18 protein-coding genes are annotated in these 18760 nt (G+C 57.5%); 3 read left to right on the forward strand and 15 right to left on the reverse strand.

All coding sequences use genetic code 11. The features are described from left to right. Window positions 1-27: 27 nt before the first annotated feature. Complete coding sequence (locus EJ071_RS39290) at window positions 28-270, reverse strand: nodulation protein NopA (RefSeq protein WP_224570034.1); 243 nt, start codon at window positions 268-270, stop codon at window positions 28-30. A gap of 71 nt (window positions 271-341) precedes the next feature. Further along, complete coding sequence (locus EJ071_RS07405) at window positions 342-671, reverse strand: hypothetical protein (protein WP_081714433.1); 330 nt, start codon at window positions 669-671, stop codon at window positions 342-344. A 1348-nt stretch (window positions 672-2019) separates the two neighbouring features. Here EJ071_RS07405 and EJ071_RS07410 point away from each other — a divergent pair. Beyond that, on the forward strand, window positions 2020-4134 hold the full coding sequence (locus EJ071_RS07410; protein WP_245454733.1) for a hypothetical protein: 2115 nt from the start codon (window positions 2020-2022) through the stop codon (window positions 4132-4134). Between the two features lie 525 nt (window positions 4135-4659). Here EJ071_RS07410 and EJ071_RS07415 read toward each other — a convergent pair. The 12 genes from EJ071_RS07415 to EJ071_RS07470 all read right to left on the reverse strand — a co-directional run bounded on the left by EJ071_RS07415 (window position 4660) and on the right by EJ071_RS07470 (window position 14211). Further along, complete coding sequence (locus EJ071_RS07415; protein WP_024505378.1) at window positions 4660-5463, reverse strand: hypothetical protein; 804 nt, start codon at window positions 5461-5463, stop codon at window positions 4660-4662. Window positions 5464-5819: 356 nt separating this feature from the next. Further along, window positions 5820-6857 (reverse strand): EscU/YscU/HrcU family type III secretion system export apparatus switch protein, encoded by a 1038-nt coding sequence (locus EJ071_RS07420; RefSeq protein WP_024505377.1) that lies wholly within the window; start codon window positions 6855-6857, stop codon window positions 5820-5822. Next, on the reverse strand, window positions 6854-7672 hold the full coding sequence (sctT, locus tag EJ071_RS07425) for a type III secretion system export apparatus subunit SctT (protein WP_024505376.1): 819 nt from the start codon (window positions 7670-7672) through the stop codon (window positions 6854-6856). Before sctT ends, EJ071_RS07420 begins: the two co-directional genes overlap by 4 nt. 8 nt (window positions 7673-7680) lie before the next feature. Beyond that, window positions 7681-7929 (reverse strand): EscS/YscS/HrcS family type III secretion system export apparatus protein, encoded by a 249-nt coding sequence (locus EJ071_RS07430; RefSeq protein ID WP_081714428.1) that lies wholly within the window; start codon window positions 7927-7929, stop codon window positions 7681-7683. 29 nt (window positions 7930-7958) lie between these two features. Then, window positions 7959-8624 carry a type III secretion system export apparatus subunit SctR gene (sctR, locus tag EJ071_RS07435; RefSeq protein WP_029354851.1) on the reverse strand — a complete coding sequence of 222 codons (666 nt, stop codon included), beginning with the start codon at window positions 8622-8624 and terminating at the stop codon, window positions 7959-7961. Continuing rightward, window positions 8617-9645, reverse strand: a complete 1029-nt coding sequence (gene sctQ, locus EJ071_RS07440) for a type III secretion system cytoplasmic ring protein SctQ (protein WP_095769044.1) — start codon at window positions 9643-9645, stop codon at window positions 8617-8619. The genes sctR and sctQ overlap by 8 nt, the downstream gene beginning before the upstream one ends. 89 nt (window positions 9646-9734) lie before the next feature. Continuing rightward, window positions 9735-10247 (reverse strand): hypothetical protein, encoded by a 513-nt coding sequence (locus EJ071_RS07445; protein WP_032899688.1) that lies wholly within the window; start codon window positions 10245-10247, stop codon window positions 9735-9737. Beyond that, window positions 10223-11581: a type III secretion system ATPase SctN gene (sctN, locus tag EJ071_RS07450; RefSeq protein ID WP_024505372.1), complete on the reverse strand. Its 1359-nt coding sequence runs from the start codon at window positions 11579-11581 to the stop codon at window positions 10223-10225. The genes EJ071_RS07445 and sctN overlap by 25 nt, the downstream gene beginning before the upstream one ends. Next, on the reverse strand, window positions 11578-12201 hold the full coding sequence (gene sctL / locus EJ071_RS07455) for a type III secretion system stator protein SctL (RefSeq protein WP_024505371.1): 624 nt from the start codon (window positions 12199-12201) through the stop codon (window positions 11578-11580). The genes sctN and sctL overlap by 4 nt, the downstream gene beginning before the upstream one ends. Further along, complete coding sequence (locus EJ071_RS07460; RefSeq protein WP_306462680.1) at window positions 12198-12836, reverse strand: nodulation protein NolU; 639 nt, start codon at window positions 12834-12836, stop codon at window positions 12198-12200. Before EJ071_RS07460 ends, sctL begins: the two co-directional genes overlap by 4 nt. After that, the gene (sctJ, locus tag EJ071_RS07465; RefSeq protein WP_024505369.1) at window positions 12829-13692 is read right to left on the reverse strand and encodes a type III secretion inner membrane ring lipoprotein SctJ; all 864 of its coding nucleotides are present in this window, start codon (window positions 13690-13692) and stop codon (window positions 12829-12831) included. Before sctJ ends, EJ071_RS07460 begins: the two co-directional genes overlap by 8 nt. A 9-nt stretch (window positions 13693-13701) precedes the next feature. Next, the gene (locus EJ071_RS07470; RefSeq protein WP_024505368.1) at window positions 13702-14211 is read right to left on the reverse strand and encodes a nodulation protein NolB; all 510 of its coding nucleotides are present in this window, start codon (window positions 14209-14211) and stop codon (window positions 13702-13704) included. A gap of 187 nt (window positions 14212-14398) precedes the next feature. Here EJ071_RS07470 and EJ071_RS07475 point away from each other — a divergent pair, with 187 nt between their 5' ends. Together EJ071_RS07475 and EJ071_RS07480 are read left to right on the forward strand one after the other, a co-directional pair. Further along, window positions 14399-15097, forward strand: a complete 699-nt coding sequence (locus tag EJ071_RS07475; protein ID WP_024505367.1) for a secretin N-terminal domain-containing protein — start codon at window positions 14399-14401, stop codon at window positions 15095-15097. 301 nt (window positions 15098-15398) lie between these two features. After that, a complete protein-coding gene (locus EJ071_RS07480; RefSeq protein WP_024505366.1) occupies window positions 15399-17333 on the forward strand; it encodes an HrpF/NolX family T3SS translocon protein in 1935 nt (644 codons plus the stop codon). A gap of 1137 nt (window positions 17334-18470) precedes the next feature. Here the strand turns inward: EJ071_RS07480 and EJ071_RS38390 are convergent. Beyond that, entirely contained in the window at window positions 18471-18671 is a 201-nt protein-coding gene (locus EJ071_RS38390; RefSeq protein ID WP_024505365.1) for a hypothetical protein, read from the reverse strand. Window positions 18672-18760: the final 89 nt, after the last annotated feature.

Consider the following 18760-nt stretch of genomic DNA (forward strand, 5'->3'; position numbering starts at 1 on the left):
GGGGCAGTCTAAAACCCGCTTCCGACATTACGAAACGCGTTCGTCGGCGGCCTTCTTGATGGTCTGGAGATTGGTCGTTAGAGTGCGCAACTGGACACTCCTTTTCGTCGCCTCCAAGCTAACATTGGTTAGTTCCTGCACTTGCGCCTGAAAAGCAGTAGCATCAGCTCCGCTTGTATTGCCGGGAGTGCCACTGTTAGTTTTATCGGTATTGCCGGCGCTACTGGTATTGGTATTGCCTGATTTTTTATTATTATCAACTGCAGCCATGATCATTCCTTTTTCTGTTGGAGTTGTGCCGTCAATAACGGCCTGTATGACCTCACGCCGGATTTCCCGCGTCAGGCATCTTCTGTGTCATCCAAAGCTTCATCGGCCTCAGCCATCGCATCGTTCGCGAATTGGAACGCGAACGATCGCAGGATACTTTGGAAGGCTTCACTTTGTGCTGCAGACTGTGAGTTGTCTTGAAGTTGATCATTTGAAACGGTCCGGTTATCCGCCCGATCGTTCCCGCCAGCTGCCTTGCCATCATTCCCACCAGCTGGCTTGCCATCATTGCCATCAGCCGGCTTGCCATCACCAGAATGCTCGGATTTCGAATCCCCATGGCCCTTTCGGATCAAGGAAGTCCCGAGGTTGCCAACTCCACTCCCAATTGCTGCTATCATCAGGTACTCCGGCATTTGCCATTGGCGGCGACGTGTTAAAGGTTAGCCTCGATCAAGCTAAGGGCGGGAGCTTTCGAGAACCTGACGGCTTTTGACAAAAACCGGCCAGCGCAAAAACGTATGCTCTGCAGGATGTTGCTCTCGCATCGAACAGTCGACCACGATCTCGGCTGTTCGGCCAATCCCGCCGTCCACGCATGCCGCGACCGAATGGCAGCCGCAGCAGCTCGTTTGCATCCTCGATGCTGTGGTGTCGAACAGGAGACACGGTCCACGTGCTGCATGACCGCAATGACCGTATTCTTGCTGGCTCCACGGGCGCACGCAACGAGCAGGAACTCGGTCTTTGCATCACCATTCTCTCGCCTGCACATCACGGCCCGGCGCGGTGAGCTCATTGGCTTCGAGAAGGTCGGCGACCGTACGAACATGGGATGGTCTGCCGGCTTTGGGAGGCCGGTGCGGATCCTCTTCTCACCATATCGAAAGCTTGAAGCGGTCGGATTTTCTTGCCCTGTTCGTGAGAACTCCCATCGTCAGCTAATCGTCAGCCAAGCGGTCTATCTAGGCCGGCCGTGCCTGACCTTCGGATCCAAAGGTCCCGTCTCGACACTTTTTGTAACTATAGATCGAAATGGTCCGCGTGATACGCAACGCACACGCTTCTCTGAAGCAAATGTGTGACTTTGTCGGTGGCGAACGAGAGGAGTGACGCATCAATAAAATCGTCAGGCACGTGTCTAGGAAGGGGAGCTAGCCGAGTTGGTCTGATTTCATTCGCTGTTCCTGGAAATCGGCGGACTGAAGCGCTGATAATCTCAGGACATCGATGGCAACGTTGCGAAAGTCCTGTGAGCTCGGGCCAATCTTGGCCTGCTACTGAGAAGCACTTTGGCGGGAACATTACGCCGTCGCGGGTCTGGCTGACCGTGACGTTAACCGAAAGATGCCGCTGGTCTCGTCAGCCGCCAGCACAATAGCAGCACATTCTCGCCTACTACGGAGACGCAATATGAAGGGCATTGGCCGACCACGGAAATCGCAGGCTGAAACTGGAGCCAGCCGCGCGGGGCGGGCGAGCAGTTCCCTTTCGCAATCAAGTCTTGCTGCGGGAGAAGGTGGACAGTCATTCGATTCCGTTGTGGAGCAGATGCGCTCTGGGGACGCCGATAGGAGGCCCTCCTCCCTTCCAGTTGCGCGCGGTCCAGGCGATGCCCGCGAAAGTCTGCCAGGCGCCTCGATTGGCGAAGATCAAATCCTGAACACACCGCGACGTGGAGCCGCTGCGCCACCACGCGGAACCGTAGCGCCACGTGGCGCAGCCGCAAGGCGGCGCGGTTCTCCCTCCATGTCTGAGGGCGAAGCCATGGCGCCGGTCGGTAGCCAACTATCAACCGCGCAGGTGGAAGGCACCAGCTCATCGTCAAATGAAGATATCAGTCCGACACAGCTCAGAATGAACAGTCTTGTTCAACAACTGACTGATTGCGAGGCTGCGGCCAGGAAAACCGACGTCCCCGAGGAGGCGGTGGAGCTGATCAGTCGGGTCGTCGATGCAGCCTCAGCAATTCTGGAGTACCGCGCTAGCCTGCCTGCGGCTGAGGCGCAGACAATTATGCCAGACGACAAGGTGCGTAGATGTTGCCAGATCGTGTGCGACGCCGCGAATGAAGTAGACAAACTTGGCCTGTCGACGATCACGAAATTGGACAAAAAGACCAAGAAAGCGGCAGGTATGGTCGATAAACTCTACTCCTACTCCCAGGCGGACCGGCAGGAGCTGTTGATTTTAAATGTGGAGAACCACCATACGGCGGCAATTAAGTGGTGGGAAAAAAAGGCATGGCGCTCCGAACGGCAGCGATCCGCCTGCGCTGCCACCGCTAGCCTATCCAGTGGAACGCCCGTGATGCGGGAAGCCGAGCGGTGCGCACTGCGGCTGCGTGCCGGCTCGGTACTGAGTGTCAGGATCTGGCTGGTCCGTGAGCGGATCGGTCTTGCGCGGGCCAAGATTGAACTGCGGGCGAGCAGGTTCGAGCCAGATTTGAAGGAACTCCTCGTCGGTCGAAATGGAGTGGTGCAGCTGATGGCAAGCGCCGCTCAAGAAGCTCTTCGCGCCCTCTCTTTGGCGAAGGGCATAATGGATGATGGCAAAACACTCAACGCTCATGATTGCGCGGTTGTAGAAAAAATCATGGAGCGGCTTTCGGATTTTGGATTGGCGTTGCACGAGGTGCATACCAAGCTAAGCCATACCTACCCAGATGCCGGCCTCCCATTGAAACTGTTCGAACGGATCGTGGACGATGCATGGATCACTGCGCACGATGCCATGCACTTGTTGAACCTGCAGTCTCCGCCGTCAGCCATCATGGCGCCACAGGCCCAGGCGGGCGCTGCGATGCCGGCCAGGGCAGGCGCTGCGATACCGGCTGGCACTGCTGGTACGGCTGCAGTGTCAGAAGGCACTACAGCGCGAAGGAAAGGGAAGTCAAAGCATAAGTCGGCAGCTCGCGCCGGGACTTCTGCCGCCGGGCAGCCATCAACACCAGTCGCTGCGAACGCCGGCACAGTGCCAGCAGCCAAGGTTCTCGCGCGCTCGGATCAAGTTGCGAGTACACAGGTGAGAGCGCAAGAGGTGGCTGCGAGTTCGTCGGGGGCAGGCTCGACAATCGGGGGCGCCGCGTTGTCAATGGAGGTATTGACGGAGCGGCTCAAACGATTGGACGAACTTTTGCAGTTCGATCTGGCCGGTCAGCAAAGCGTCGTCTCCCAAGTGCGCCAGATGAAGCCTGAGGAGGCCGGTAAGGTCGTGGACGATGTGGCCCAGTACCTGCGAGCCCAGGCCATTGAGATGCAAACCTGTCTCGCCGGGTTGCAGGGGCGTAATGTACGCCTGCTACTCACCTCCACCCAGCTACCCAAAGTGCACGAACGCACAGACCAGCTCAAAGGGTTGCTGAACATGGTGCTGGGACAGGCCAACGCATTGAATGAAGGAAAAGCCGGCATTACGACTGATTGCATGAAGACCTACGCATTTCCGGCGCAAAAATACCTGGAACATTTGTGCAATGCCGACGAATTGATGCCGCCGGAGGCACCGGTCGCGCTGCGTGGCGAGCCAGGAAAGCTGTTTGAGATGAAGCTGCAGCCCAAGATGCTGGTCAATGGTGCGATGCCGAGCCCGATGTGGGTGCACATCCACACGAGTCGCCCCGTCATGGCCAGAAACTTGGAAGGGCTGGCTGATTCCGAATTCACCGCTTGCCACGTTAAATCCAACGAACAGCGCGGCTACAATCGAGAGCGAGAGGAAGCCGATGCTAGGTCCGGTCGCGAGAAGGTCATAATTCATCGCGGCAAACTCACCCCCGCTTTCTGTAAGTCCTTGTTGACCTCAGGGCTTGGCCGCCAACCACGCCATTCGCGTGCCGAGCTCCCGTCGGCGCAGGCTGCATGACAGGGCACTCAGAATGCGGCCGGCCACGCTGTGAGTCAGCGAGCATTTCTCCTGGCCAAACCGCGAATGCCGCTGCGCGAGTTGCGGTCCGGCGATTGGAGTCGATCGGCTACCGTCAGGGCCGATTTGCGATGTCGCGTTACCGGCTGTTGACGTGGCGGCGTATCTTGCCTCCCATCCAACTTATCGCCGAGATCGCGCCGCCAAGATCGAGGCGGAAGGTCTTCCTGCGAGCGCGGAGCAGGCATAGCCGATCCGATCGGGATCGGCGCATCGCAACGACCCAACGGTGTGGTGGAGAAAATTGGATTCGGGAGAGCTCGGTTCCAAGAGGCGGAGTTCCGGCCCGAATACAATCCGCTCGCAAGCACCCACGATGCGCATCCGCAGTTTATTGTCTGGGAGATGGGCTGGATTGCTCGGCGGCGCTGGCGCTAAGGCGGGGCTGTCGCCGGACAATTAGCATTCACTGCCAACAGCCTTGCAACCGTCACCAGTTGCAAGGCTCGGCGGCGGGTCGACAAATCACATGAAATCGTCGTCGGACCCGCTATCGCTGCTGTCGCTATCCTCGGTTTTGTGGAGATAGAGTGGAGGTTTGCCTGCACGCTGCCACTCACCGGCACTGTTCTTCGTCCATTTGTCGGGATGCTGCGTAGGGTCAAGCACCAGGTCGCCATGATCCACTTCAACAAACCCCATCGTCTGCGCGCGCGCTTGTGCTTCCGGATTAGCCGCACGCCAATTCAGCAACGGTCGGTCGCCGTCTATCCGAAGTTGATGCTCCAGCAGAATATCGCCCGCATTTTCGACGAGCGGATGGGCGACTTGAAGATCCACTATGGAAGTGACCTCAGTTCGACCAGGAAATTGTTCCCGCCAACTTTCCGATTCGAACTCGTTCATGCTGAATCCGCCTTCCATTCTCAGCAGTCCGGCACTCCGGTCTCCCAATTGGTAACTGAAATATCGCGCGTGCTCCGTATCTCGACGGATGCCATATTGCTGAGCAACGTCCGCGGTGCGCCTGGCTCGTGACGATACGAACTCCGAATACTCTTGAGGATTGTCGGCGATGTGCGTGATTTCATCACCATGAAATTGCCTCACCTGTCTCCTGAAGGAAGTCCTGTTGATCTCCACCACAGGAGGTCGGGAATTGAGGGAGTATGCTTGGGGAGCCGCCGATGATGAGGCGCCGCTACCTTCCGATCCGGATAAGTGCATTCGGGCAAATGTGTCCGCGAACCCTTCGCTTCCTGCATCCGATTGCTCGCCGGCATTATGCGCGCGGTAACTATCGGATGAGCCACCAATTCGACCATACATGACGATTCGTACTCCTATGTTTCGCAACCGAGCTCAAGTTAGCACGGCTGTTCAACATAGGGCGCTTAGTTGACGACTAGCTGACGAGGGCATTCCAACGGCTGCACCAATCAAATCCGCACTGCCGGCCTCAAAACCTCGGACTGCGCCACGCACCGGCCAGCAGAGGCTGCAAGGTCATGCCCGGAGGACTTGCCGTAGTTGCTGGGTGGCAGATCCGAGGGGAGTGATTGCCCCAGGCCCGCGGTTGCGCGGTTGGCCTGACAGAGACACTGGGGCACGGATGGCCAGCCGACATTTGCCACTAGCATGGAGCCAGGTCAGTTTTGAACTGGGCAGTCGTGGACTTCCAATGACTAGGCCAAGCCTGCGGCAAAGAATGCTTTCGCGACAGGCTGGAAATATTGCATAGGAACCGCGTGGCCGAGTTTTGTAGTGCCTATCAGCTGACGCGCTAAGACATGGTCATGGACGATCGTCAGGCGTAGTGCCCGCGCCTCGCTCAACACATGTGAAACGCGCTCACCTTCGGCACGGCAAACTAAGAACGGCACCCCGGTTTCACCGCGAACGTAACGCAGACCGATCAGGACCGCCCTTCCTGTTAAGACCAGCGTGGCGCGATGCACGCCAAGCGCAGGCTCGTCGGCCGCCTCCTCGCGGATGCGACGCTGTTCACCTTTCAACTCTGGCGCTCCTTGCTGATCCTTCGACTCGCGCGTCACTTCGGTATTGGTCATGCGCATTTCGCGCAGATACAACGCGCGCTGGAGCAGAAGATCGATCAGTCCGCCGACCAGCAGTGCGCCGGCGCCAATTCCCATCAGCAATTTTGTCTCCATAAAGATGAGGCCAACACAGCCCATGCCGCAGATCGGCAGAGGGACCATTGTCTTCCACATCCCGAGAAGGACAATGGAAAAGGTTGCGCTGAGAACCAATACCTTGAACATGGTCTTGCAGACTTCGACCATGGAACGAGCAGACCCCAAGCGCTTCAGCCCTTCAAAGGGGTCAATTTTCTTAAAGCTGAGCTTCATCGGCTCCAGAGAGAAGACAAATCCACCATTGGCTAGCAGGCTGGCCAAAATCACCGCGGCGACAAGGGTTCCAAGCAGCGGGCCAACAGCCGCGACTGTGAGTTGGACGAGCACAACCAATGCCTGCGGCACCGCGGTATCGAAAGGTAGGCTCTGCAACTTGGTGGCTAATAGGAGCGCTTCCCGGCATTTGTCCTCGATCACGCTGCCTCTTAGCCAAAGGTAGCCGAGCCCAGCGCAAGTCCCGACCGCGCGGACGAAATCGGAGCTACGTGGCAGCTGTCCTTTTTTGCGCGCTTCACTTAACTTCTTCGGGCTGGCGGCGTGTGTCTTCTCTTCACTTGTGTCGCTCATGGCAGCAATTTGTCGAACCACTCCAGCACGCCGTTGGCACGTGTGACCTCCAGTTTCATGCTCTCCACCAGATAGGCAGCGTAGGTGACCATGAGAACTGGAAAGACAATGTTCTTGATTGCCGGAGACAGTTGGCTCGCCTTAAATTGCGGGGCAAAGCGACGCAGCAGCATCATCGATATATCAATCAGTATCAGGAAGAACACGACAGGCCCCGATACCAATAATGCCGTGCGCATTATGCTGTCGAGAAGCCCCAACAACTCCATTGCTCCTGGCCCACTCAGTGTCGGGTGAAACTGATACACCGGCCAGATCAAGTAGCTGCGGTACAGGACACTGATCAAAGTTTCCAGGCCTCCTGATCCGACGAATATGGCAATCGCAGTGATCCCCAGAAAAACGCCCATCGCGGAAGCCTGACTGTTCGTCGCGGGATCGGCCGAAGCGGTCGGGCTGCTGATGCCGCGTTGGTTGTCGATAAGCTCCCCGGCAGCCTGAAGGCCCCAAAGCGGAATGCCAAGAAAAGTGCCAAGGAGTACACCGACAAAAACTTCCTTGAATCCGAGCAGGGTTAGCTGGATCAGGCGCGTATCAGGATCCAGCGCCGGCAATCCGCCGCTGACGTGTGCCAGGCATGGTAGTGCGAAGCCAACAGCCAAACAGCCCCGGATCAGCCCACTGATCTGCGAGCGTGTGAATACGGGAAAGATCAGCATGATGCCCATCGCGCGGGCTGCCCCAAGACCTGCCGCAACGACGAGTTCGAGAGCCGTCTGGATCAGAATTTGAATATCGGCCGATGGCGCGTCCATGGGGCGGACTAGTAGCTAAGTGTCATTGCGGGAAACTCGGTGAAGATCTGATCGGCTAGCTCTATGAGCGGGGCGCTTAGCACAGGAGCAAACAGCCCAATCACCGCGACAACGACCAGAAGCTTCACGGTGAGCGGCAAGCTTTCATCCTGGATCTGCGTCGCCGCCTGGAGGATGCCGATGACGAGGCCGACAACCACTGATGCAATGAGCGGCGGTAGAATCCAGATCATGAAAACCACCAGTGATTGGCTCATAAGAGTAATGATGCTGGATTCAGTGATGATCAGCCTCCCGGTAACGTATAACTCAGCACAAGCCCATGCATCAATTTTGACCAACCATCAATGGCAACAAACAAGAAGATCTTGAACGGGACAGATATAACAGTTGGTGAGACCATCGACATACCCATTGCCATCAAGATAGTTGTCACTATCAGATCTATAACAATAAAAGGCAGATAAAGTAGAAATCCTATCTCAAATCCGCGCTTCAATTCTGATAGCAAGAAAGATGGTACAAGTATTGCAAAGTCATCAGGCGTGGCTGCAGCGTGCATTTCCTCTGGCCAGACCTTTTCTGTCGAAGATAGGAAAAATCGCCGCTGCTCTTCATTTGTGAATTTCTTGAGATGCTCGCGCAAGGGCTCACTTCCGGCTTTAGCGGCGCTTACCCAGTCGTCGAATGTCTGATAGTGGAGCTTGGGATCCGACATGCGGTCATAGGTCTGCTCAGCAACGGGCGCACTAACGAACATAGTGAGGATCATCGCCGCGGCGTACAGCACCACATTGGGTGGTATGGTCTGGGTCCCGAGCGCATTGCGGACGAGGAAAAGAACAATTGATACCTTTACAAAGGCCGTTGTCGTGGCAACTGCTAAAACCAGCAGACCGAGTCCGGCGGTAACCGCAAGAAGCGCCAGGATTGTCGGCTGAGCTTCACTCATTGCATGCAAACCCGCCACGGAGCCTGATGCCCAGCTCTTCTCCGATGCGGACAATGTCGCCACGCCCGATACGCTGACCATTGGCCACTATGTCGACCGGGCCGTCGATCGGCCATCCAAGTTCAAAAATATGCCCTTCGCCGGCACTTCTTAATTCCCCAAGAGAAATAGGCCAGCGGCCGCATTCAAAGACAAGCACGATCTCGACATCGTCGAGATCCTTAGTAAGCTCCAGTTGCGATCCGGGTTGTGTCATATGCGCACTCTCCAAAGGACACGGTCGCGGGCGGAAAGGCCCCCGCAAGATTAATTCATCGCCGTCAAGATCCGCCTCGGCGCACAACTGGCCGACAGCTAGGGTGATCTGGCCGCGGCCGAACGGCGCAATATCGGGCAACAATGCATCACCGACACATGCGCTTCGAAGAAGCGCCGCAGGAAGGCGAAGCGTGCCGACCTCTCCTGCAACAATGAGCGGGAGCTCTGGAGGCAGCCCGCCCAGCTGCCGCGGCAACTGGGCAAGCAGTTCGCCTAGCGCGCGAAACGCAGGCGGTACTAAGCCGTCAAGTGGCGTGAACAGGAATAGACGGCCCTTGCCCTTGACCGCGCCGAAAATGATGTCGAGTTCAAGATGAGGAGCCAGCATCGTGGCTTCGCATACCCGCACGAGTTGCACGTTCAGACGCGTCGTCTCCTCCAGTCGAGTGACAAGCGGCTCCAGAGCGAGTTCGAGAATTAGCGAAGCAGTTGGCTCGGAAGGGAAGGCCAAGCCGTTCTGCACTGTCGTGATGAACTCCTCTACGAGCGGGCGCGACAGTGACAAGATGACCGTTTCGGCTCCCACTCTCCAGACGCAGTCAAGCATCGGAATGGCAGCAGGTTCCTGCTGCCAGACAAGCCCTGCCGTTCGCACCGATAGCGGCACCTCGTTGATCCGGCTTTGAAACGGCGTGCGCGGCGCTGCTGTATCATTGAGCCACGAGACAACCGTGTGGGACAGTTTCAGAACTGGTTCGAACATGGCGGGTGTGACCGCAGCGCCTATCAAAGACTGCACGGTCGTGTCATTCGGACGACCTCTTGCGACCGTCGGATCCGGTTGCGCGGCATTTAGGCAAGCGACCCCCTCGCATATTTCAGCAGTATCTCATCGTCGGCCTCGATCTCGGCTGCGGCCTCCGAATGAGTCTCGACGGCGCGCCGCACGTCGTCCTCGATTTGTTGCCATTTGTCCCTTGCCGCCGAACATATGACCCATAGCTCCCTCGTCCTGGACGCCGCCATCTCAGCCTCCTCTTGAGCGATTTGGGTATCATCAAGCATCTGCCGTCTGGAATTGATCTCAGCGGCAAGTTGTTCAGTGTGAAGGCGGTGACGGTCGAGCGCTGCGCTAGACAAGTTGTCGAGTGACATCAGATGCTGATAGAGCGCTGCTTCTTTTCTTGAACAATGTTGCTGTATCATTGCAAGCTCCCTAGAGGCATTTTGTACGGCTGAGGCGGCCACATCGCGCTGGGCTTCCTTCTTGGACAGCTCGCCAAGGGCACGACGCTCTTGCATTTCCTTCAGAAGCCGTAACCTCGAAGACTGAATCCAGTTTACGCGGTCAGACGCGACATCCATGCGACCGTCTCCTCGAAATCTGACGCGTCATCTTCGCTCTGGCGCAGAAACTCCCTCAGTTCGTCGATTGACGCGACAGCCCGGTCAGTCAGGGGATCTCCACCTGGCTTGTATTCGCCAACATTGATCAAGAACTCGGTCTCGGCATAGCGCGACAGGAGCTCGCGGAAAATGGATGCTGCCTTGCGATGTGTCCCCGAAACGACTGCATCCATGACGCGGCTGCGACTCTGCAGCACATCAATAGCGGGGAAATGCGATCGCGCCGCAATAGCGCGTGAGAGGATGACATGGCCATCGAGAATACCACGCGATTCCTCGGCGATTGGATCACCCGTGCCATCACCCTCTACAAGCACCGTATAGAAGGCCGTGATTGAGCCCCGCTCACCCATGCCGGCGCGCTCGAGCAGGCCTGGCAGCATGCCAAAAACGGAAGGAGGAAAGCCCCGTCGCGTCGGCGGCTCACCCGCAGCAAGGCCTATTTCGCGCATAGCGCGGCAGAAGCGCGTCAGCGAATCCAGCATGAGAGCAACGCGTAGGCCTTGATCGCGGAAATATTCCGCGAGCGCAGTCGCCATTGGAGCGCATTGCGCACGCTCTACCGCCGAGCGGTCGGATGTTTCAACCACGACGACCGTACGGAGAAGGCCCTCTTCACCAAGATTCCTTTCGATGAATTCACGAACTTCCCGTCCACGTTCGCCTATGAGCGCCACTATGACGACGTCAGCGGCGGCACCCTTTACGATCTGTGACAACAGCGTCGACTTGCCACCACCTGGCTCGCCATAAATCCCGATCCGCTGGCCCTCGCCGCACGTCAGCAGACCATCGAGGACACGGACCCCAAGCGGGAATGGCCGCTCAATCATGCGCCTCGTCATCGGATTGGGGGCTCTGCCATGCAGGGGCCGAGTTTCGACGGTCTTGATTTCGCCTTTGCCGTCCAATGGGCGGCAACGACTGTCGATCACGCGACCGAGCAAATCGCCGCCGACGGGCACCTCACGCATTCGGCCAGTGGCCACGACCTCTGCGCGGCTGGATAGGCCCACCAAGTCCCCGATCGGTGTCAGCAATACACCATCACCCGACAGGCCGATCACCTCGGCCTCGAGCGACAGCCCGGTTCGCGGGTCCTCTAGGAGGCAAAGTTCCCCAATACGAGTGTCTGGCAAGACGGCATGAACCAGTGTGCCGATAGCCCGCGTGATCCGACCGCGCACCGCACGCGTGTCAATTCGCTTGGCCGCAGCCCTCAAAGACGAGATTGCTGGAACGAGAGCTCGAGTGTCGGCGTCAGCGTTATGTTCTGGGACGGGCTTTCTCATAGCTCGCCTTTCTCACAGAGCGTCCCGAAACCAAGGCGCAGCGCGCGCATCTGGGCGTCAAGTCCAAGGTCAACATTGCCGTACTCGCTCCACAGCACGCAGCGTTGCGGCGACAATGTCGGGTCGGGCTCGATCCGCACCCTTGGTCGACCATCCTGGCCGTCGCATCGAGCAAACTCTCGTGCAAGCATGTCGACTTGCATGGGAGAAACATGAAGGCAAACGTCGGCGCCGCTGTATTGACACTCTATGGCGTGACGAACAGCCCTCACCAATAGCTCGCCCGGATCGAAAGCGCCGATAAGATCGCTCAATATTTCCATCACGAGCTGCGGCAATTCCTGCTCCAGAGCCGCCTTTCGTCGCGCGATTTCGGAGATTGTCTCCGCAATCAACCCTGCCATCTCCTCGGTGCCTGCATTCGAGCCCTCCATGTGGCCGCGCGCCCACGCCCGCTGGTAAACCGCGCGTGCCCAGTTTCGAACGCGCTGCCGATGCCGTTCTGCCGCGGCAAGGGCTTGCGCGGCGCTGTGCCAGGTTTCGAGCTCGCTCGCGGGTATCAGTGGTCCGACTGGACGCATCTGCGGCGCTATTGGCCCCTCGGAAAGTTCGACTGTCATTTCACCGGGGTCTCTGTCTCAAAATGAGCTACTACAAGTGAAAGCAATTGGCCGGCGGCGGTCCAATGCTCATGTGCTGGAGTCTCCGCGGCAGTCCCCTCGGGCAATCGAAGAAGCACGCGGTTACGCTCGGTCGCTGAACTGTCCTGGAGCCAAGCTCCAAGACATGCGTGTCCATCGTATTCGATTTGCTGAGCGAGTTTTTCTGGGTCCGAGATCAGTCTTTTGTCAACAGCATGCAGCAGGTGTCGGATTCCGAATGCGTGTGCATCCACGCCGATGCGTTTAACAAGGATGGCAAGCTCAGGCTGAGAGACAAACGCGACCAGCGAACGGGCATGCCAGATACTACCAGCAAGAAGGGCCGCTCGATATGGATCATGCCCGCGTAGAAGGTCCGGCCTGCAGCCGATGTGGTTCAGATCCACGTCATCGTTGCCCAGCAATTCTGCCAGCCTTGGATGCAGTCTGGAACACTTCTGCAACTTCACTAACGTTTCGGCCGATAACGCTGGATCAAGACGCGCCGCAAGACGGGTTGGATGGGCCGAAGCCGCAAGCTCGCTCGCGCCCGGAAAGTGCGGACCATCAGGTCGGGCGGTCTGTATAGGCATTGGCAATGAGATGTCACCCACGTCCAATTGCAGGCATTCTTTTGCGAATGGCCTCGACAGCAGAAGCATCCCGGCGCCCCTCGACCTTGGAAACGCCGGTTGATTGCTTGCGCCGACGCGTAACAACGCCGATCAAGAGATAACAGGCCACGGCGAATACGGCTGCGGCAAAACCTGTTACGGTCGCCAGAAGTGGCGCAGGAAGAGGTAGTGATGCTTGTGGCAAAACAGCAGTCGGATCGGGCCGTTGCTCGTGTGCGGACCGTTCTACCGGCACCAAAACCACTTCCACCTTATCGTAGGACAGGCCTTCGATGCTGTCGGCTACAAGCATCTTTATCTTTGGCAGCAGAGCCGCGACATTTGTTTTTGCGTCGTGCCTGATAAACACCGAGGCCGAGGATGGCGTGGCACCGGCTCGCACAAGGTCGTTATGCGGCAGCACGACGTGAACACGTACAGAAAAAACGCCATCGATATCGCTGATCGTCCGCGACAACTCTTCGCTCAGGGCATACACGTAACGGGCACGCTCTTCGGTCGGCGAGGCAATCAGGCCTGATCCTTGGAATATCTCACCGAGGTTCTTGAAGGATTGGCGCGGCAGCCCCTTGGCGTTCAGAAGGTTGATTGAGAAGGCGAGCAGCTTTTCGTCAACCTGGATCGTGCTGGTTCCATCCTTGGCGACCACCCGGATCGCGGCGACCCCGTTGTCTTCAAGAAGTGCGAGCATTTCATTTGCCTCACGCTCTTGCAATTGCGTGTAGAGGTCGGCTTTGCAAGCAGTGAGGGCGACGAGAACTGGCAGCATGACAAGTCTAACCGACCGCCACCCTGACAGGCCACGCATGATTTCGCCCTCGGCCAAGCCAATCATGCGCGCGGTTCAGCCTTCCTTCAAAAGTTTATTCACGGATGATGTGACGCCGCTGACGCCTTTGGAGATAAGCGCCACCTGGGTGACGCCGTTGTAAACATCCCGAAGACCAGCCATCATCGTTTCGAAGTCTTGCCCTTGTTGGGGAATGCCCGAGATTCCGGTTCCCGCCTCACCTGGAACGGGAAGCTTCTGCGCCGGTCCCGGTAGAGCGCCCTTCGAAAGGGCTATGTCATGGTCGAGCGCGGGGAAGGAAACAGTGTTGTGTGGATATAGGGAGGAAATCGTCTGCAACACGCGATCGCCCATGCCGCTCGTCGGCGCAGCCGCGCGCTGAACATCCATCGCCGCAGCAACTGGCGCCGCACTCGCTGGCCCCGCGGCGGCATCGTTTTTCAGCGAGTCGGCTGCATGCCCTAAGGCGCGCTCAAACTGGGCCTGCTCGACAATCGACGGTGATCCGACCCTGGGGAGGCCAGCCGTTAGAGTGGCAGAGATCGACGTGACAGGCATCATCATGTAAGGACTCGGTTGCTCTCTCTGACCGGGCGAGCCCCGCCCATTCATCACCCGGTGTCGGCGCAACACTCCTAGGGGGGCAAGCTGACAACAAGCTGACTAACGGCGGCGTCATTTCGACAATCTAAAATCTCTTCGGCAATTTAGTCACTTGTGATGATTTCAGCGTTTGGTTTATCAGTGCGACATGCCGAGAACGCTTATCCAACCCGTCACCCTGCATGTTTTGAGACTTCTTTGTGCCGGGTTTTTTCTGTCCACCGGGATTCACCCGGCGCATGCAGTCCCGCTGTCCCTTCCGGCGACACCCTATAGATACACGGTTCTGGATCAGGAGCTCGCTGCAGCGTTGCAGGAATTCGGCAACAACCTGAATATCAGGGTCAACATCAGTCCTGCGGTGAAGGGGCGAATTCGCGGACGTATGCCTGATTTGCCACCGCGCGCGTTCCTCGACCGCTTGACGAACCTTTACGGTCTACAATGGTACTATGACGGCCTTGTGCTCTATGTGTCTGCTGCACAAGAATCGCAAACTCGAATGCTTTTGATGACGTCGATTCGCTTCGATGCGTTCAAGGGGGCTCTCGACAAGCTTGATATCTCCGACGAGCGCTATGTGGTCAAACCCGTGCCAGGCAATGGCCTCGTCTTCGTTTCCGGTCCACCGCGCTTCGTCGCACTCGTGGAGCAGACCTTTAACGGCTTGGTGGCGCAGGCGCAGGCGCAGACTCACATAGCGGCAACGCCAAAGGAATCAGTGCTGATCTTGTTTCGCGGCTCCTCCACTACGGTCGTTCGCGACGGACGACCGGATGCTTCTTATTCTTCTGACATCCCACAACAGGATAGCGTTGGCGGGAAGCCTGAGCTGGGCAAGAAATGAACATTGAGGATTTCCCGCAGCTCTGAAGAACATGACTGCGGCTACCCCTTTGTGAACTCTTCGCAAACTCGTCAGTTTCTCGAAAGCTAATCCGCTCATGATGAGTCCCGGCAGCTCTCGCGGTGACTCCGGCCATTGTGTTGGACCGAACCTTGGAGCCGGCCCGGAACACAGCAATTGAAGGCAGGGCAGGCGCATTCGTGACCTGCCGACGCTTGGAATTGTCGAATTTTGTGAAACGCAAGGGATCTTCTGTCGGGGTCTCTTGTGGGGATTTCAACGTCACGTCTGAGGATGCATAATGTCGGCCAGTAATCTTTCAACTTTCTACCGCTCAAATTCGCTACAGTCCGCAAGGGGTTGGCCGGGCCTGAAAGTTTCCCATTTTGCGACCCAGCATCAGCAAAGTGCATCGTGCTTCGAAGCGATGCTGTCCACTTGTGTGCTGGCAGACAAGCCCGGCTCTTTCGCGCAAGGGGATCTGCCAGCGTCGAATCTTGATTCGACAATGGATAAATTGCGGCAGGACCCTTTGGGCCATCTGGCACCGGATGTCTTGACATTGAATGGCTTGGAGCAACACCCACTGGATCTGCTGCCGCCAAATATGAGGGCGGCTCTCAAGGAGGACCAATCGCAACGCTCCAAGGCGACTGAAGCCCAACATCTGCTCGGCGTCACTCCGAAGATCGAGCCGGCTCCCAGGCCGAGCCCCGGAATCACGTGGAACGGTGGGTCGCTGACCACGGCTGAGTTGCAGATTGTTGCGGTACTCAACCGTCACAAGGACCAATGCCCGCTTACTTGGAAGTCGTTGACCGACAAAGCCAATGATCCCTCTACGCCACCGGATCTGAAAGCGGCGATCCAGGGACTGCAGCAGGATTCGGGACTTTTTTATGCGATTGGCTCGCAGGGCGACGGCCGCTGTGGAGGCAAGATCAACGCCAAGGACTTGGCCGGATTTTCAAACCACCACCCACAAGTTGCTGCATTTCAGGAAGCCCAAGCGCGAAGCTACGAGCAGAACTACATACCATCCGACGGCAGCGGAGGTTTGCAGCCTTCGGTCATGACCTTGAGCGATGCCTTGCGGGAGTTTTACCGGTACTCCGAAAATCTGTCCAAGGACCTGAGTCTGGATGAGTTCAAGAAAATGGTCGGCGGCGAATCGAAAAACGGCAAATTTCCGCCCCAGGTCATTGCGGCGGCGCAATATTTCCTCGATCACCCCGATGCTTGGAACCAGTTGTGCGGTGGCTCGAAAGGGAAGATGCACAAAGAGGATTTCCTGCAAGTCGCCTCATCGTCGATGAGCCTCACGCAAACTGAGCTGAATACGGTCGAGATGATCAAGGACCATCAGGACACGTTCTTTGGAAGCGGTGTTCTGACTCGCGACAAACTGGCGAAAATGAAAGACGACAAGAGCCTTGATCCGAAAGTGCGGGAAGCAGCCTCTCAGCTCCTTTCAGATCCTCTTCTGTTTGGCCTCCTGAACAATTCGATCACGGGCTATAAGACCCATCATAAATTCTTCGACTTTGGCGGCGGGCATACGGTTGATTCCGGCAATATCAGCAAAAAAGACTTTGCCCATTTTTGCACAAACATGTCGTCTGCGAACCGCAACGTTCAGCAGCCAATCACCCACGGCGCCCAAACCGCAGAAGAGCAGAATGCCGTCGCGGACATGAAGATGGGCCTGATGGACCAGCCTGACATTAAGTCAGCCAAAAAGAACGGCGGGGCCGTCATGCACGTCGTCGACTCCGTGCTCAAAATCGAGACGAAAGTGCTCGACTTGGCGGCAACGGCGGTGGGACTGCTCAGCTTCATTCCGGGCCTCGGACAAGTAGCCGATCTTGCCTCGATGGTTCTCGAGGCTGAGTCGCAAGCAGCCAATCTCCTGCGTACGGCCATTAACGGAGGCGATATGAAGCGAGCGCTGGAGGAAGCTGGCCTCAATATGGCCGCGCAGGCGATCGGCCTTATCGCAGGCCCCGAGGTCAAGCTGGCCATTCGAAATGGGCTCGTAAAGCACCTGATGGAAGAGGCCTTGGCGGCAGGCATTGATCTTTCGGTCTCGACGGCGCAGGACTACGCAGAAGGCTATGTGAATAACCTCAAAGCGCGCCTTGCAGGCGGCCCTGAGCAAAGCCTAGGCCTTCCGAGCATGCCATCATTCCAGAGTGTGGCAAGCAATGTGCCCTTCGTCGGCATTGCCTTATCCTAGCCGTCGCCTTGCGCGGAAGCTTTGGCTCGCGCGCTGACATAAGGGTCATTGTGGCACAAGCAGGGGTTCATCCGCATCAACGCAGCGGTGTTCCTGACGCCATCTGGATCGGACTGTGAGGGGGATGTCCGAAGTCTGTGAAGGCTTCGGTATATGACGACTTCAGAGTTACGCTGAGCCCAGCCATCTCGAGCCGGTGCGCCGGGTCGAGGTTTTCACGGGCGCCGGCCGGCAGCGGGAATGGTCTCCGGAAGGCACGGCGCGGATGGTGGCGGAGCGGCGCAGCCGAAGGAACGGCTGTCGCGCGCCCAGGGCGGCCTCCCGAACAGCAGACGATGATCTCCTGCCTTGGGCCTATATCCTTGTGCCCACGCTCAAGGCAGTCGGCTGAAAACAGCGCTGATTTAAAACAGCATTATCCTGCACTGCACCCTCGATCCTTGCGCTCACCGATCGCTCGTCGACACGCACGCGGTCAAGTCGTTATCGGCGCTATGCCGATGGGCTTCGAGAGCAAGGTGGACGCTGAGCGGTGCGTCAGCCTCAGGGCGCGGCTGGCCAGCTTTGGGTCTCACGCTCTATGACGGCAACACCCGGCTGATCAACTTGGCCTGTTCGCGGGCTCCCGGCAGCGGCGCGGAAGCCACGGTCCGCCTTCCTCGGCTTCAGGCCAAAGATACCGCAGCATGCTCCAGAGCTATGTCTGCCGCCTCCGCCCCATCGTCGCTGGTCATGTGGAAAGGACAAGCAGGCTACGCACCCCATAATCCCGTCGGGCAGGATTCGACAGTCGACGGCGAGACATTCGCCAAACCTCACCCTTGATTCTCAGCAACGTTAAAAAAAATTCACATAATGTTCGTGAGTGTAGTCTCCTGTCAGGTGGTACATTAGCCCCAATATCTGGCGTCTTAGTCGTAGAAAGGACTGTGATCCATCTTCCATTAGCATCCATACCAGCGGATTTACAGCAAATGACGAGAGAGGTCTCATGCGGATTGATGGGGATAGAAGGGCTAGCGGCTTGCTGCATCCCGTCCGGGTTGATGCCAACCAATGTTGACACTGGTAAATCGCCTAAGGACGGCAGCGCATCTTGATCGCCTTCGAATCCTGGGCCTTTGCGCGCATGCGGATCTAACCGTCGGCGAGCTGGCCGATATTACCAGTCTGCCTCGCGAGCAGGTTCGACGCCACGTTCGGCGGCTGGGCAGAGCCAACTTTCTTTGCTGCAACGAACAACGTCCGCAGTCTTCGTACCATATGCAAGCAGGAGGCAAGGATGGCGGGCTGGCTCAATTGGTGGTCGATCTCCTGCCCCACGATGATGGCCATCATAAAAGAGACCTACAACGCCTGGAAGCAATACAAGACGCGCGGTTGAAGGGACCGCCTGCTTGATCGTGAAATAGATCAGTCCAAATGGA

Source organism: Mesorhizobium sp. M1B.F.Ca.ET.045.04.1.1 (assembly GCF_003952465.1).
GTDB lineage: Bacteria > Pseudomonadota > Alphaproteobacteria > Rhizobiales > Rhizobiaceae > Mesorhizobium > Mesorhizobium shonense.

Coding starts and splice junctions, on each gene's coding strand:
- sctQ (WP_095769044.1), bottom strand. CDS start 9,645: ATGTTCGAACCAGTTCTGAAACTGTCCCACACGGTTGTCTCGTGGCTC.
- EJ071_RS39290 (WP_224570034.1), bottom strand. CDS start 270: ATGGCTGCAGTTGATAATAATAAAAAATCAGGCAATACCAATACCAGT.
- sctT (WP_024505376.1), bottom strand. CDS start 7,672: ATGGACGCGCCATCGGCCGATATTCAAATTCTGATCCAGACGGCTCTC.
- EJ071_RS07410 (WP_245454733.1), top strand. CDS start 2,020: ATGTCTGAGGGCGAAGCCATGGCGCCGGTCGGTAGCCAACTATCAACC.
- EJ071_RS07405 (WP_081714433.1), bottom strand. CDS start 671: ATGATAGCAGCAATTGGGAGTGGAGTTGGCAACCTCGGGACTTCCTTG.
- sctJ (WP_024505369.1), bottom strand. CDS start 13,692: ATGATTGGCTTGGCCGAGGGCGAAATCATGCGTGGCCTGTCAGGGTGG.
- EJ071_RS38390 (WP_024505365.1), bottom strand. CDS start 18,671: ATGATGGCCATCATCGTGGGGCAGGAGATCGACCACCAATTGAGCCAG.
- sctR (WP_029354851.1), bottom strand. CDS start 8,624: ATGAGTGAAGCTCAGCCGACAATCCTGGCGCTTCTTGCGGTTACCGCC.
- EJ071_RS07420 (WP_024505377.1), bottom strand. CDS start 6,857: ATGAGCGACACAAGTGAAGAGAAGACACACGCCGCCAGCCCGAAGAAG.
- EJ071_RS07470 (WP_024505368.1), bottom strand. CDS start 14,211: ATGATGATGCCTGTCACGTCGATCTCTGCCACTCTAACGGCTGGCCTC.
- sctN (WP_024505372.1), bottom strand. CDS start 11,581: ATGAGAAAGCCCGTCCCAGAACATAACGCTGACGCCGACACTCGAGCT.
- EJ071_RS07415 (WP_024505378.1), bottom strand. CDS start 5,463: ATGTATGGTCGAATTGGTGGCTCATCCGATAGTTACCGCGCGCATAAT.
- sctL (WP_024505371.1), bottom strand. CDS start 12,201: ATGACAGTCGAACTTTCCGAGGGGCCAATAGCGCCGCAGATGCGTCCA.
- EJ071_RS07445 (WP_032899688.1), bottom strand. CDS start 10,247: ATGGATGTCGCGTCTGACCGCGTAAACTGGATTCAGTCTTCGAGGTTA.
- EJ071_RS07475 (WP_024505367.1), top strand. CDS start 14,399: ATGCCGAGAACGCTTATCCAACCCGTCACCCTGCATGTTTTGAGACTT.
- EJ071_RS07480 (WP_024505366.1), top strand. CDS start 15,399: ATGTCGGCCAGTAATCTTTCAACTTTCTACCGCTCAAATTCGCTACAG.
- EJ071_RS07430 (WP_081714428.1), bottom strand. CDS start 7,929: ATGAGCCAATCACTGGTGGTTTTCATGATCTGGATTCTACCGCCGCTC.